The organism is Methanosarcina hadiensis, assembly GCF_046529725.1.
GTDB classification, from domain to species: domain Archaea; phylum Halobacteriota; class Methanosarcinia; order Methanosarcinales; family Methanosarcinaceae; genus Methanosarcina; species Methanosarcina hadiensis.
Genome location: NZ_CP136241.1, coordinates 1,224,127 through 1,239,351 on the forward strand (window position 1 = coordinate 1,224,127; position 15,225 = coordinate 1,239,351).

Annotated in this window: 11 protein-coding genes; 10 read left to right on the top strand and 1 reads right to left on the bottom strand. The window is 39.9% G+C overall.

The annotated features are described in order from the left end of the window. The first annotated feature begins 32 nt into the window (after window positions 1–32). The 6 genes from thiE (at window position 33) to RSJ42_RS05345 (ending at window position 6,090) form a co-directional block, all read left to right on the top strand. Complete coding sequence (gene thiE, locus RSJ42_RS05320) at window positions 33–749, top strand: thiamine phosphate synthase (protein ID WP_410509633.1); 717 nt, start codon at window positions 33–35, stop codon at window positions 747–749. A 614-nt stretch (window positions 750–1,363) separates the two neighbouring features. Next, window positions 1,364–2,353: an NADH:flavin oxidoreductase gene (locus RSJ42_RS05325; protein ID WP_410509634.1), complete on the top strand. Its 990-nt coding sequence runs from the start codon at window positions 1,364–1,366 to the stop codon at window positions 2,351–2,353. A gap of 370 nt (window positions 2,354–2,723) precedes the next feature. After that, a complete protein-coding gene (locus RSJ42_RS05330; protein WP_410509635.1) occupies window positions 2,724–3,089 on the top strand; it encodes a hypothetical protein in 366 nt (121 codons plus the stop codon). Next, complete coding sequence (locus tag RSJ42_RS05335; RefSeq protein WP_410509636.1) at window positions 3,086–4,468, top strand: radical SAM protein; 1,383 nt, start codon at window positions 3,086–3,088, stop codon at window positions 4,466–4,468. The genes RSJ42_RS05330 and RSJ42_RS05335 overlap by 4 nt, the downstream gene beginning before the upstream one ends. A gap of 293 nt (window positions 4,469–4,761) precedes the next feature. Next, entirely contained in the window at window positions 4,762–5,340 is a 579-nt protein-coding gene (locus RSJ42_RS05340) for an HdeD family acid-resistance protein (RefSeq protein ID WP_410509637.1), read from the top strand. 264 nt (window positions 5,341–5,604) lie between these two features. Beyond that, entirely contained in the window at window positions 5,605–6,090 is a 486-nt protein-coding gene (locus tag RSJ42_RS05345) for a hypothetical protein (RefSeq protein ID WP_410509638.1), read from the top strand. 110 nt (window positions 6,091–6,200) lie between these two features. Here the strand turns inward: RSJ42_RS05345 and RSJ42_RS05350 are convergent, their stop codons facing one another. Continuing rightward, window positions 6,201–6,791, bottom strand: a complete 591-nt coding sequence (locus tag RSJ42_RS05350) for a hypothetical protein (RefSeq protein WP_410509639.1) — start codon at window positions 6,789–6,791, stop codon at window positions 6,201–6,203. A 532-nt stretch (window positions 6,792–7,323) separates the two neighbouring features. Here RSJ42_RS05350 and RSJ42_RS05355 point away from each other — a divergent pair. From RSJ42_RS05355 to RSJ42_RS05370, 4 genes are read left to right on the top strand one after another with little or no spacing between them, the layout of a single operon-like run. Next, on the top strand, window positions 7,324–8,406 hold the full coding sequence (locus RSJ42_RS05355) for a Wadjet anti-phage system protein JetD domain-containing protein (RefSeq protein ID WP_410509640.1): 1,083 nt from the start codon (window positions 7,324–7,326) through the stop codon (window positions 8,404–8,406). Beyond that, window positions 8,387–9,955, top strand: a complete 1,569-nt coding sequence (locus RSJ42_RS05360) for a hypothetical protein (RefSeq protein ID WP_410509641.1) — start codon at window positions 8,387–8,389, stop codon at window positions 9,953–9,955. Before RSJ42_RS05355 ends, RSJ42_RS05360 begins: the two co-directional genes overlap by 20 nt. A 4-nt stretch (window positions 9,956–9,959) precedes the next feature. After that, window positions 9,960–10,712 (top strand): DUF6063 family protein, encoded by a 753-nt coding sequence (locus RSJ42_RS05365; RefSeq protein ID WP_410509642.1) that lies wholly within the window; start codon window positions 9,960–9,962, stop codon window positions 10,710–10,712. Beyond that, window positions 10,699–15,108, top strand: coding sequence for a hypothetical protein (locus RSJ42_RS05370; protein ID WP_410509643.1), 4,410 nt, complete (start codon window positions 10,699–10,701; stop codon window positions 15,106–15,108). Before RSJ42_RS05365 ends, RSJ42_RS05370 begins: the two co-directional genes overlap by 14 nt. Window positions 15,109–15,225 lie beyond the last annotated feature (117 nt).

Genomic DNA, 15,225 nt, shown 5'->3' on the forward strand with positions numbered 1-15,225 from the left:
TTAAAAAATGTTGTCGAATGAGTTGAAGCATAATGAATCAGAAAAACTGCGATCAGGAGGTTTTCAACCGGAAGGCATCCGATCAGAAAGATCTATCCCGGAAAAAGTCTCTTTTGAAAGAAATAGATTTTTATCTCGTGACGGATTCCGGACTTTCAAGAAAAGGAACTCTTTCCGATGTAAAGGAATCAGTTGAAGCCGGCTGCAAAATTATTCAATACCGCGAGAAAAACAAGAGCACAAAAGAGATGATTGATGAAGCAGCCGAAATCAAGAAAATTTGCAGCGGCAGGGCAATTTTCCTTGTGAATGACAGGGTCGATGTTGCTTTAGCGGTCGATGCGGACGGAGTCCACATAGGCCAGGACGATATGCCAATCGAAACTGCAAGAAAGATCCTGGGAGCGGATAAGATCATAGGTCTCACAGTCCATAATGTCGATGAAGCGGTCGAAGCAGAAAAAAGCGGTGCGGATTATGTAGGTCTGGGCTCCATATTCGATACTTCTACGAAAAAAGATGCAGGGCAGGGGATCGGCCCTGCCAGGATAAGAGAAGTTATGAATGCGATTAAAGTTCCTGTCGTTGCTATCGGTGGAATCAATAAAGAAAACTGCAGGAGCGTTATTGAGAATGGGGCTGACAGCCTTGTTGCAATTTCTGCGGTTGTGTGCAGTGACGATGTAAAAAAGGAAACCAGAGAGTTCATCGATATTATTCGGGAAATAAAGAATAAGAGTGGCAGATGATTTTAGATTAATATATTTCTGAAGCCGAAAAATTTTATTACAACGGGAGCGCAGAGGGTCACGAATACCCCTATCTTTAGGTAGGGGATGAAGTGAACCCTCGCCTCTTCGTTTTTCTCTTTGAATATCTAAACCATAGTTTCCTTGTATAGAGATAGTAAATTGGACCGGAAACCGAGGTTAAAATTTCAATCACTTATGTTCATGAAACCTCTTTAAAGGATACTTAATCATCTTTCCTAAGTAACCGGGCGGGCGGCCCGAAGCATACCCCATCCTTTAGGATGGGGTGGCCGCCCGCAATTTGATTTTTAGTTCTTCCTTCTGTGCCAGTCAAGGTTTGAGTCGGGTTGCAGGTCAGAGACAATACTTCTCCTGACTCGAATGATGTTTTTAAGGATCATAATTTGCAATAATGCCTCAGCCAGCTTGTCTGGAGGCTCTGCCCAAAAACCAATTCTTAATAGCTGCTGAAGAAAGATTGTCTAATTTTATACAGTATTCTCGCGGTTCTGAAGATCATTGCTGGCCAGGAACCATAACCTAATAGTTTGCAGAAAGCATAGATAATAGTATAATCAAAAGCCCTGCAAAGGAAATTGGGGAGGAAATTAATGGCCAGGATAACAGACGAACTGGTGATACGTGGGAATCATATAAAAAACCGAATTGTAATGGCTCCTATGGTTACTTTTTCTTTTCATGGAGACAACCGGTCTTATTATGGCAGGCAGCACATCGAACATTATACGAAGAGGGCGAAAGGCGGTACAGGTCTAATTATTGTTCAGGCTACAAGCGTATTCGGCGCCCTGTATTCAACAGGCATGTGGTCAGTAGATGATGTTGCGGCTTTAAAACAGATTGCGAACAACTGCCATAAATATGGTGCGACGATAATGATGCAGCTCCACTGCGGCAATATGGACATTAACAGGCTGTCAGATGAAGAGATTCATTCGATGCAAATGAATATGAAGCAGGCAGCCATCCGTGCTTCTGAAATTGGTTTTGATGGCGTGGAATATCATTTCGCACACGGGTTTACCTTATGCAAGTTTCTTGATGCTTCTTATAACCGCCGGACAGACGGGTACGGAGGCGATGCTCTAAACAGGGCGAGAATTCTAACAAAAATTCTGCCGGACATCCGGAATAATATTCATAAAAATTTCATTATCGGCGTGCGCATGGGTGAGTACCTGCCGGAAAGCAGGGACGGCATTGAAGCAGCCAGAGCCTTCGAGAAAGCCGGAATTGATTTGCTTCACATTTCATTTGGCATGCAGCCCCCGACACATCCGGTTCCGGAAGGTTTCATATACAGTCCCATAACATGGAGCGGCTGCAAGATCAAAAAAGAAGTAAACATTCCTGTTATCGCAGTCAATGAGATCCGCACGGAAGAACAGGTACGGTTCTTAATTGAAAATAATTATGTGGATTTTGCTGCTATTGGCAGGGGAATGCTGGCTGACCCCGAGTTTGCCAGCCATGTAATAAACAGCGAGCCTGTGAATATGTGTTCAGAGTGTAAGAGGTGTTTCTGGTTTACTAACCATACACTTTGTCCGGCAGGCAGCCAGTATAGTGATAATCAGTAATTATAATCGACCTTATGCCCTTTACAATTAATGAAATGAAAAGTACCTATCATATGTGAAGCATATAAAGTTGCAGCAGTTCATGACATGTTTCAGCTGGTATACTGGTCTATTTTGGACATAGATTATTGAACATGGATTGTGAAAAACCTGGCAATTGTAGAGGATCAGCCAGTTTATCCCAGAATGCCGTTTTCTGTAATATTAAACAACTGAATACTGACTAAATATTATTTTTATCAAATTATAACTGATATCTATATCTATAGTTAAGTGTTTATACTATCAAACACTATTAATTATTAACTAAAGTTTGAATGTTTTACTGTCAGTAAATAGAAACTTTTCTTATAATTGATAGGGGGTCAAAATGTTGAGTAAGATTAAAAAAGAAATCAAATCGACAGACACATTGTCCCGTGAAGAACTCACGAAACAGATCATTCCTGAAGCAGAAAAGAATCAGAACGTGAAACCTGAAGTCGTTAAAGAATCTGCTGATATTGTCCATCTAGTATTGCCCCAGAAATTAAAAGCAGCCGCACGTGGGTGTGTCGGATGCGACGGCGTAGGAGGCTGCGGATTCTGCGAGTGTAAAAGCAGTATAGGCGATCAGGTACAGATCAGGGATCAAATACAGAATAAGAGTAAAGGACAGATTAAGAATAAAGGACAGATCAGGGATCAGGTGCAAATTAAGAATAAAGAACAAAGTAAAAATCAGTTACAGAGATGAAACCGTCAGTTTATAATTTTGTCTGGCCAACCGATGATCCGGACAAAGTGATGATTTTTAATAGCCTTACTACGGCACTGGCTGAAGTGAGAAAGAACCGTATAGATTTGTTGGACGTCCCTCAGTTTGATTACGCTCTCCTGCCAGAAAACGAAAGGCAGTTCGTTGACGAGCTACGAAAAGGAGGATTCGTCGTTGACGACACTGCAGACGAACTGAAGATGATCAAATTCAACTATAACAGTGACAAGTATGACAGCCCGATAGCCAGACTGGTTATCGCTCCCACTTTAGCCTGTAACTTTTCCTGCTCCTACTGCTTTGAGCAACCGGATAAAAGCCAGGACGAGAACGGTCGTCAAAACAGTTTCATGCCAGACGATGTACAGCAGGATTTACTCGGCTATATTGAGGAGATAGTAAAGGCAGGAAAAGACATATTCGTAACCTGGTACGGCGGAGAGCCCCTCCTGGCAAAAGAAATTGTTTTTGATTTGTCACAGAAAATAATCGCCATTACGGAAGAGCATAAAGTCGGATATTCTGCCGGAATGGTTACTAACGGCTACCTGCTTTCGGAAGACCCCGATACGGTGCAGAATCTCCGGAAGAACAGAATTAAATTTATTCATGTTACCATGGACGGGCCTCGCGAAGTGCATGACAGCCGAAGAATGCTTAAAGGAAGCAACGACCCGACATTCGACCGGATTCTTGAAGGAATAAAGCTTCTGAAAGCAAACGGTCTTGAGACATATATTCGCGTGAATATTGACCGCTCCAACATTGATAATGTTAGCAGGCTCCTTGATGTGTTAAAGGAGCACAACCTGAGTGATGTATTCATTTACCTGGGCCATGTCATACCTTATACGGCAGGATGTAAATCTTATGAGAGTTCCTGCATGTTGACAGAAGAATTCTCGGCAATAAATCAGGCTTTCTGTAAAAACTTGAACCTGATGGGATTCGACGCAGGCAAAGAGTCCTTTTATCCGAGATTTGCCCGCGCCTGCGATGCCAACCGGACGAACGCTTTTGTCCTTGGTCCAGATGGCGACATGTACAAGTGCTGGACCGAAATAGGCAATAAGGCCGCAAGCATAGGAAAAATCGGAGACCTGGCTAGCCAATACGAGGAGAAGGGAAATCGCGAGATTCAGTGGCTGACCTGGGAGCCTTTTGAGTATCCGGACTGTGTGAAGTGCAAGATATTGCCCATCTGCATGGGAGGCTGTGCCAATCAGGCTATGTTCATTAATTCGGAAAGACCTGAGTGTAAGGAATGGAAATATGGTCTGGAACATTATGTTCGGGCTAGATTTTCTTATTTGAAAGCTCAGATGGCAGCTATTGATAACAGTCTAACTAAATTGTAAATTTTCAGGATATAAATTTAGAACGTTATGGTTAATGTACTTAATTTTAGGAGTTTTTTATTAACATCTATTCCTTCTCTATTCCCTTTTTCAACACTGATTATTCCTTCTCTATTTCCTTTTTAACATTGATTCCTCATTTATATTTCTCACAATATTATATTCTCTGAAGAATATTATATAATGATAAATATAAACTCATTTTTTTCGCACATAATATGGGGGGGCAAATGTGGATAAAAAGAAAGGAGACAGACTACTTTTTATAAAGTCCGGGAAAGGGAGATGGAATTATGGAACAACCGGTTGACACTGATTCCAGAACAGAGCTGAAAATACCGAAGGAACCAAAAATGCCTCAGGAATTCTGGTGGTCGGTTCTTCTGGAAGGGATTATTGCTATTATTATAGGAATATTCCTATTATACGAGCCCATAACAACCACTACTCTGCTAATACAAATTCTAGCTATTTTCTGGCTGTTAGAAGGAATTTTTTCGGTTATACGGGCACTGGTTTTTACAAAGGACGGGAAATGGAAACTGGTTTCAGGTATCCTGAGCATTATTGCGGGAGCTGTTATACTGATGTATCCTATAATCAGTCCTTACATTGTTCTTAGATTACTTATAATCTTCATCGGAATCCTGGCTCTTGTCAACGGTGCCGTGATAATTACTTCTGCACTTAAAGGAAGGGGCTGGGGCACGGGAATCCTTGGTGCGCTTACCATAGTCCTTGGTTTGCTCCTGTTAACCAATTCTCTGGCTGGAGTCATTGTTCTGCCATGGATATTCGGAGTTTTCTTTGTTATCGGGGGAATTGGAGCAGTTATCTGGGGAATAAATATGAGAACCCGAAAACAGGATTGAACATGCTTCATTTGTATGACTTACTAAATTAACCAACCGTGTGATAAACAGCGAGCCTGTAAACAAGATGCAAATTTCATGATTTTCCTGGCTCCCTGCCGACCTCCCATTTGAGGCTAGGATAAGGATAGAAAAGTAAGGCCAAAGTGGAGGCTAAAGTGACCTGATAAATATAAATCTATTATAATAGATGAATCTATTATAGGTCAATCTTTTTTAATATATTTTATAAGTTTGAAGGTAGTTAATTTATATGTGGTCGTAATGAGAATCCGGAGAAGCACGATCTTAGCTCTACATTACGTGGGATTTTTAATCGGAAACTACATAATTACCAGATATCCCAGCTGCACATCGATATTTATCGTCTTAACAGCATTTTGGGTATTTTTCTTAGAATGGGGGCTTAATTATCTAAATAAGAAACAAATTTTGAGAACTGAAATTCAGAGAAATTCAATAGTGCCTCTATACTACATGGCGTTTGTAATTATAAACTTCATTAACCACCATCATGACTCAGGGATGTATCTTTTATTAATACCGGCATGGACATTTTTCTTTGCATTAGGGCTTGATTATTTAAAAAAGAGATACTATTCGAGGAAGTCATATTACCTCTATCTTGCAGTAGCATTTTTGTCAAGTGGATTTATTGCTTTTGTTGTGGCCTGGATCATGGATACTGTCGCTGCCAGAAAGGAAAAGAAAGAAGTTGAAAGAAACCTTGAGGGGGATTACTGGACTTAGTTAAGCCTGAGTATGAGACTGATAATCTGTTCTCAAGAATTCAGGCAAAATATACTGAGCATCTCACATTCTATGGTGAAGTCAGTCTTTGGTCTAACTACCTGCTTTCTCTATTTTTGGCTCTGTAGAAATCCTCTGAAACAATAAATCTCCATCAATTTGAACTGAAGACCGGATTCATTTTTATATAATAATTTCAGCCTCTTGAAGCTGATTCTAATAGGTTTTCTACAGAGCCCTATTTTTCTTTCTTTATCAGACCTGTACCAGTAATTCAAAGCACTTCGGTGAAGCCCAAGCGCTATTATGCTCATAACTATACTTACCACCAGCAAAAAGGGTGGATTCAGGACGGCTCCTGAGATTAATCCTGCGATCAGGAAATAGGCATGAAATCCGAGAGGCACAAGAAAGACAAATGCTGCCAGGGAACGGGCAGGGACTTCCGGGCGTAATGTCAGTATCAATAGCAGGGCGCTTCCTAAGACTGCAACGATGGTAGCATAATGTATCAGGTCATTGGGAATGTTAGTAATGAGCTCGTTGGTAATAAGCACGCCTGCCGTGCCGCATATTATAGCTCCTGCAGGGGAGAACCAGCGCCCCCAGAAGTTGCAGATACAGTGGGAGCAGAGATGCTTTTTCCGCAGATTCCCTTTATACATATCTTTCAGGACACGGAGTTTCAAAAGCCGCTTCATTTGCCAGCATGCTTGGGACTTATGTAGCATCAAAACCGGGGGCGGTGCCAGAGTATTCGGGAGAACTTATAAAAGGACTGGGAATTTTTGAGTGAGAGAGGAAATCTTCGCAAGCCTCAGATTTGAAATAGAAGGATTTCGTAGAAGGATTTAGTGGGTTCATATTCTATCCCTCGTAATAAATTAGGGGGATATATACAACGGGAAAAAAGTGTACGCTTTGAAATCTAGATTTTTAAATTAGAATTTTGGCTTTTGAACAGTAAGCTAGGGTAATAGCATCTAGATAAATAGACACTTAAAATTTAGATAAGTTCCTTTTTAATATTGTAGAGTTGATTTCTTAACTATTACATTATATTTTTTTAATGCTAAGGTATATTCTTTAAAAATTAACATTCTTCACATTAGATATAATTAACATTGTTGTATTAATTAATATGAGTATTTCTGCAAGGCAAGTTCAAATTAAATCTTTTGGTGGCACATTGGTTACTGAATAATACCTGCAAAATAAAAATGAGGTAAAATTATGGAAGAGCTGATTCGAAATATAATTGAACAGCACAAGAACAAGAAGAAGAAAACGATTGAAACAAAATACATCGTTTCTGAACTAAAGACACTTGGAACCAACCTTTATTCAGAACCTTCGCTTGCCAAACCTTTTGCAACAGCGATACAACAGCTCGTTGACGATGGAGTATTGAAACCACTCGGTAATTCATTATTTATTCCAAGTTACGGTGGAGCCATGAACAAATACTCTATCAATGTCAAATATTTTGAATCAGATGATATTCTCTCGTCTAGCATGCTGAATGACCTTCACCCAAAACTCAACATGAGCTATTACGTAAAGCACGCTTCCGAATATTACGAACTGGAAGACATCATACATCGAATCAATGATATCCTATACGACACCAGTTCCGATATACTTACTGCAAATGAAAGGTCATATCTGATATTCGGGGATGAAAAGGCCATCATGTATCCAGAGGATGCATCAATTGACGGATCGGATATTTTAAAAAAGCTTGGTGGTCTCACTCTGGAAGATCTTAAAGCAAAACGAACATTTGAACCATTCTTCTATCTAGCAACCAGTGGATACCATAACCTTACCGAAAAAAGAAATGTTCTCATCGTGGAGAACCAAGACACATTAAACACCTTCATAGATGCAGTCATGAACGGTCAGCTGTCCAATATACATCTCCTGATTTATGGGGAAGGGAACGCTATCACACGAAAATTCGGGTTCATTCAGAATATTCACGGTAAACCTGAAGACAACTACTTCTATTTCGGTGACATCGATCCTGAAGGTTTATCCATTTACTATCGTCTGAAAAGCACATTCCCCGATTATAACATCATTCCTGCAGTATCATTATACAGTTACATGATAAACAAGGTCGATCCAGCTGATGCACGAAGGCTACGAAAACCGCAGAAAGTGGACGATGTATCAGTATCACAGTTCATTGCTGCATTCGACACTGAAACAGGTATGGTAATTAAAGACATAATCTATTCAGAACGGTATCTACCACAAGAAGTCATCAACAAAACAGACATGGCGAGGTTAAATGGAATCGGAATACATTAAGCAGTATCAAGACACCAATGAACGGTTCAGGCACTTGAGCAACTATTACCCATTCTTCAGGATACATGCATTTGCTTCCAAGAACAGTCTCGACTATGATGCAGCATACCTTGCAATCGAGGTCCTATCACTGTTGATAAAGAAAGGAAAGCTTATGGGCAGGTCTGTTATGTTCAACGAAATCGAAGAACATATCGAACTGTTATTGGGACATATTCACCCAGACCTTGATCTTGATACTAAGGAAGTTACACAGGAGATATTGAAACTGCTCGAAACCGACAGGTATGGTGAATCATATTGTTTCAAGCACATGGATCCCATTCACAATAAAGAGGTCGAGCAGTATATCTATCTGATCGAATACAACGTAAAAAGCAAAGGATACGACATTAGTAACGCTGGACTTAGCTTCATGCTCAGTACCAAGGAATTGCCCGAAGAATCAAAAATATCGGTTAGTCTGCTTTTGTTCAAACAACAGATCAAGAACAGGTCATTCGTAACAGCACTGAATACGGTCATGGAGCTCAATCTGGATGTCATTCGCAAAAAGGAGATGAAACAACATCTGCTTGACAAGATGATGTACAATGCATCAGATATTTCCGATGATTTCATGGTGTTTACCCAGGGTATATTCAGCCAACTACAGCAAGAAAAAGAACTATTTGAACAGGTAAGGATTACCCTGATGGAATTCACTGAAGGACAATATGATTTTTCAAATTCCAATACCCGCATCGATGAAAAGGATTTCATGATCCTTAAACAAATATCAACCGAACTTGAACGAGGCTACAATCTACATTCAAGCCTGCTCAAAGACTATACCGATTTTCCACAGGAATATGAGAAGATATGTCAGATCAAGGTCAATTCACTATTCGATAAAAAATGGCATTTCAAGGGAGTATTGGAAAACAATGTAAAGAACAATCATCCAAATGATGCACATATCATCAGCTTGCAGCCGATGCTAAAACCTAATGTCCCGAAGTTCTTCAGTCTATTCAAAGCATTTGAACCACAGGTTATCAGCTACAAGAAGGAAAATATCACAGAGACCAGACAGGATGAAGACTGGAGTGGTATCATCATATCAGGTGACCAATATGATGCAACACTGGCAAGTAATTTTAAAACATATGCATATTCACTACTGAATTGTATCAATATCAATTCAAATAAGACAACACTGGAAACATTCATTGAAATGGTCGATACCACATACAACCATGAAGCCGTCAGGAACATAGACCTGATACCCTTCCTGTTATCCCTGAATAACCATGAACATGATGAAGACGAATATATGAACAGCAGTGATAAAACTGAACCATATATTACCAGATTTAATTTCGATAGAATCAATCTATCTGATATAGAAACCCGTAGTTTAATGGGCAATACACTGATATGGGCACATCAGAAATTGGATTTGCAGTATATCAGACTGTGTATCCAGTCTAACCCAGACAAATCACTGAATATAATCGAGAATGACAATAGAATCCAGATATCTGACCTGACCTTTTGGATGGAGTAATCAAATGCACTATGAAAAAGAACACATGGGAATCGCTCTTGAAATGATGTACTGTATGTTAAAGGATGGTGTTATTGAAAAGAAAGATTACCCAAACCACTTCATACAATACGAAAGAGAAAGCGACATACGGGAAGCACTTGATTTCTGTGCAGAAAAGTTCGGGTTATATGTATGTGGACGAGGAGATGTAATCTTCCTGAGTCCAGGTATTGGCAATAAGGTATTTGGGATGACAAACGAAGAAATAAAGAATGATATGTTCCGTGGTGGCAAGAACACCCATATGTACACTGCATTCTTTATAATGCATGTCATGATAGGAGAATTCTACACTGAATCAATGTATGATACTCCCCGACGCAATCTACCTATCACATATCTCACGGATATAGTAGATGCAAAAATAAGGTCATTAGCAGATTTTGAAGATATTGAAGGAATCAGCAAGGAGTATAAGTTCAATTTCAAAGAAGTGAAAGATCTATGGGATAGGCTTCCCAAAGCTGATATTGACGTTGATACCGGCAAAGAGAAAGAGGGCGGAATTGGTACACGGGTCGGGTTGATTTACGAGACCCTGAAGTTCATGAAAAAACATCAGCTTATAGATCTCAACGCTAGTGCAGTATATCCATTACCACGTTTCAAAGCGATGGTTTCGGAAGCATATAACAATACCGAAGTTCAGCTCGATATATTGGAGTTTATTGAAAACCTGACGTATAGTGGAGATGATACGAATGCCGAGGATTAAAAATGTCAGAATAATCAATGCTCAATACAACAACGGCACACAGATGTACCAGGATTTTGTAATGCCGTTGAATGGACTTAGTGCAACATATCTACTCGGCAACGGTGGTGGTAAATCTGTACTGGTGATGTTGATGATGCAATGTATCATCCCAAACTATACACTCAATTCAGACAAACCGTTCAAATTAATGTTTAAGGGTGGGGAGAAGGACAGGACAACCCACGTTCTCATTGAATGGGAGTTAGATAGCGGACTATCCCCACACAAGACATTGCTAACAGGTTTCTGTGCTAAAAAGAATACTAGTTCAGATGAGAATGATACTATCGGCGGTGTGGAATATTTCAACTACACACATCTCTATGATAGTAACAACGATATGGACATTCTTAGGATACCACTCTGTCACGTGGACGGAAATACATTCGTTACCAAGTCGCTCAGTGAAACGAGAAAGATGTTGCATGAAAATAGCGATGATTATGACATTTGGATCGGCAGGATGAACGGCAAGGGTGAATACCAACAACAGATCAAGAAATACTGTATCCTTGGAGCCGAAGGCAGATTGATGGGATCCATAAACGAAAGTGAGAACCAGTTGAGATCACACTTCAAGAAATCATATGGTACGTCAAGGACAGTGATCGAGAAACTGTTACTCAACACCACGATCGAGTGTCTGAACGATAAACACGCAATCAGTGGACATGAGCATGATGAAACAAATAGTGAGTTGCTTGCAGATACGTTGATTCAATCACAGGGAGACATCAAACGTCTCAATGTTGAACTGGAGAACATGCAGGAAACACATGCATACCATACCGAGATACTGAAGCTTATTGATGCAAATAACAGGCTTATCAATGCACATACCGAACTTGAGGATACAAAACATCAGACAGCGGTTCAATACACTGCACATAAATCAGCAGTTGTTGATAAACAAAATTTCATTCAGGATATTGAAGCCAAACTAAATGATGCAAAGAGACAACAGGAAGCAGTTGAGATCGGCATCGACAGGCTGAAGGTAATTCAACAAAATTCAGTACTTAACAAAGGTGCAGCGAATATATCCCATCTGGAAACGGAAAAAGATGGCATTGAGACGACATTAGAGGATATGGAGCATAAGTCGAAGCTGGTAAACGCCGCAAACAAGTTCCTTGATATTCAGAAATACGAAATGGAGATGCGTGAATATCAGAGTACCATTGGTAACCTAAGCAAGGACAATAAAGCCGTATTCAGTACATTCAATACATACGGAAAGACGCTGCATTCGGTATTGTCCGAAGAACTTACCATCGTGGAGACACAATACGAAAAAGAAAAATCGGCAAAAGAAAATCTCAACAATGAGTCACAGGAACTTCGGGAGAAAATTGGTGAAATAAATAACGACATAAAGCATACCAATGCTACACTTAGTGAATTGAACATTGGGATTGACGAGGCACGTTCAGCTGAAACCGAACTGATCAATAGATGTCAAACATATCCGCAGCTTAACAATGGTCTGATGATACCAGAAGATGAGCTTAATTCCACAAATACTCATCTGGAAACATTGGGAAACAGGCAGACCACATTAAACGATACAATCGATGAACTCCGATCCTCCATTGCTAGCGATATAGCGGAGTGCAGCAAGTTTACAGAGAAGGTAAACAACGTAAAAGACAAGATCACGCAAACAAACGATGAGATATCAAAGTTCGAAACACAGCAGACCATTATCATAGATATCGTCAATGCACGTAAGAGCATTGACATTAGCACATGTCTCAATGAACTGGATACCGAAATAGCATCGACATTCGAGAACATATCATTGAGCAAACGCAATCTCGACCAATTGCAACATGAGCTGCGTACCGTCGAAAAATATGGTTTCGTGTTAACAGAGGACTTTGAGAATGCACTTACATGGTTCAAGGACAAGTTTGGATTTGCTAATAGTGGTGCCGAATACCTGAAAGACCTCTCAATTGATAAGCAGGAGAGAGTATTAGAACAGGCACCATGGTTACCAAAAGCAATCATCTTGACGGAAGATAATTTCAATCATGTACTCGCGAATCCAACAGCCAGATTGACAAATGCAATAATGGATTCATCCATAATCCTTGTTAGTTTATCGAGCCTCCAGAAAAATGAAAAGATCTCTCTTGGCGAAGTGTTTGTACCATCCAGGGACACCGAACATTATATCAAAATACTGGATAAGGACAATACCATAAAACGCATCCATTCGGATATGCAGAACGTCAAACAGGAAATTGCGAAACATAAAAGTTCGCTAATAGTTGCAAGGCGTGATCGGGATACACTGAAAAGTTTCACTGAACAGTATCCAGAAGGAAGCGAAGCAGAACTGCATAACCAGCTTGACCAACACCAAGCAAATCTGGATGAATATGCCACCATTCTATCGGAAATATCTGTTAGGCTCGAGGACAATAACAAAACCCTTGAACAAACAAAAAAGGAATTATCCGATGTAAATGAGAAGCTGAATATATTCGATGAAAAACGTGTAACACTAATCGAATTAATAACAATAATGACAAATATTGATGCACTGCAGACAAATATTGATAAAAATACCAAACGAATCAAAGAGCTTTCAGAATTACTGACCAGTGCGAAGAACAAAAACGACCAGATAAGAGTAAAGATCGCTGAAAAGGAGGAAGCAGTTGAATCACTCTCCAGGCAGAAAGACAAACTTAAATCATACATAAACGGAGAGCTTCATGAATTTAAGACGATAGATATTGAAATACTGGATGAAAGAGACACTTCTGTACTATGGGCAGAGTATGGATCTGCAAAAAAGATAATCATGGAAGTAGCTGGCAGTGTCGCACAACTAAAAGAAAAAATCCAGAAGAACAGGGAATTCATTGAGAAACTGCACAAAGAAATAACCATCGAAGGAATAAATATCAAAGAAATTGAATCAAGTTGTCGCAATCAACCATTCAGCGAAGAATACATTCGTGATCTGAGAACACAGATCGAAAATGTAAAGGGGAAACTCAAAACAGCGGGGGAAAAGCTATCAGAAGCACGCGAAAGACAGGTACTCGTTAAAGCGAGATTTGATTCGATGGTAGGCAAATACAATGCACGTGTAAACGAAGCATACGTACCAGATCCCAGTCTTATGGACGAAAATCAGTTCCGTGGTGACATTAACACTAAGCAGATAGAACTTACCCGCCTGATCGAAAAAATCACTGGTATTGAGGCATTACACCAGTCAAATTCCAAAAAGCTCGAACAACTTGAGTTCAATCTTCGGAACTATGAGATATTGTGCAATCAATATCATATTACCACTACTACCATAGATGTGCATGTCGAGCTCAAAGACCACAATGAACTAATGTCACTGTTAATGAGCAGACATTCCAACGTAGAACAGAACAAGGATAAGTTCAGACGTACCAGAGACAAGGTCATGAGCAGTATTGCCAATATTGACATGAGCGAATATTTCAAAACCCCTATCCGAGACAAACTGCATGTTGCAAATACTCTTGAAGATGCAAAATTCAATGCAAATGCCCTTGAGAATTATTCAAGTATACTCCTGAAAAGGATGGAGGACCAGCAGGAACAGATCGATGCACTCAAGAAAATCGAAGAAAATGTTGTGGACCAGGCATTGGGAATTGCAAAGATGTATAAAGACCACATCAAAAAGTTCCCGATATTATCGAGGATCAAGTTCAAAGATGAAACATATGACATGATTAGGATCAATTTTAACAAATGTGAATATCCAGATGAACAAGCTGAAAAGGAGATGCGGTATTATATCCGAGACCTAATACGTGACATCGAAGACAACAAAATCGACAAGGTGAAACTGGTAGATTGCTTGACTCCAGCACTCCTGCTAAACAGGGTATTGGATATGAAAATCATCCAGATGGAAATGCGGAAGATCGATAAGAATGGTATACAGAGATTCTTAAGGTGGGAACAGATCGAAGCATCTGACGGCCAAACAAATGCGATATTTATCGTATTCCTTGTCGTATTGATGTCATACATTAGGGATATTGTCATCGACAGAAAAGATATAAACACATCCAAAATGATGATAATTGACAATCCATTTGGATCCACCAGCGGTTCATATCTATGGGAAGTTATTGCTTCAATCCTCGAAAAGAACAATGTCCAGCTGATATGCCCAGGACACAACATCAAGGCAGATGTACTGAAGTATTTCCCAATACACTTCACCCTGACCACCGAACCGTCTGCATCTGGACGAACGAGGATAGGTATTAAAGTAAAAGCAAAAGACGAAACACTGGATGCTATTAAACGCCAGCAACGATATGGGCAGATAACCTTGGATATTTGATAAATTTTGGTTGCTGCCCTTATTTTTTATTCTTTGTCGCTTTGTTTCCTGTGTCGTTTGGTATGTTGTTTGCATTTGTCCTCTGAATTTCTACTGAAAACTACAAAAGAAGCCTAA

Bases quoted from the DNA above. Each gene is read 5' to 3' on its own strand.
- thiE (WP_410509633.1), top strand. From the start codon at position 33: ATGAATCAGAAAAACTGCGATCAGGAGGTTTTCAACCGGAAGGCATCC.
- RSJ42_RS05345 (WP_410509638.1), top strand. From the start codon at position 5,605: ATGAGAATCCGGAGAAGCACGATCTTAGCTCTACATTACGTGGGATTT.
- RSJ42_RS05335 (WP_410509636.1), top strand. From the start codon at position 3,086: ATGAAACCGTCAGTTTATAATTTTGTCTGGCCAACCGATGATCCGGAC.
- RSJ42_RS05355 (WP_410509640.1), top strand. From the start codon at position 7,324: ATGGAAGAGCTGATTCGAAATATAATTGAACAGCACAAGAACAAGAAG.
- RSJ42_RS05340 (WP_410509637.1), top strand. From the start codon at position 4,762: ATGGAACAACCGGTTGACACTGATTCCAGAACAGAGCTGAAAATACCG.
- RSJ42_RS05370 (WP_410509643.1), top strand. From the start codon at position 10,699: ATGCCGAGGATTAAAAATGTCAGAATAATCAATGCTCAATACAACAAC.
- RSJ42_RS05365 (WP_410509642.1), top strand. From the start codon at position 9,960: ATGCACTATGAAAAAGAACACATGGGAATCGCTCTTGAAATGATGTAC.
- RSJ42_RS05350 (WP_410509639.1), bottom strand. From the start codon at position 6,791: ATGAAGCGGCTTTTGAAACTCCGTGTCCTGAAAGATATGTATAAAGGG.
- RSJ42_RS05330 (WP_410509635.1), top strand. From the start codon at position 2,724: ATGTTGAGTAAGATTAAAAAAGAAATCAAATCGACAGACACATTGTCC.
- RSJ42_RS05325 (WP_410509634.1), top strand. From the start codon at position 1,364: ATGGCCAGGATAACAGACGAACTGGTGATACGTGGGAATCATATAAAA.
- RSJ42_RS05360 (WP_410509641.1), top strand. From the start codon at position 8,387: ATGGAATCGGAATACATTAAGCAGTATCAAGACACCAATGAACGGTTC.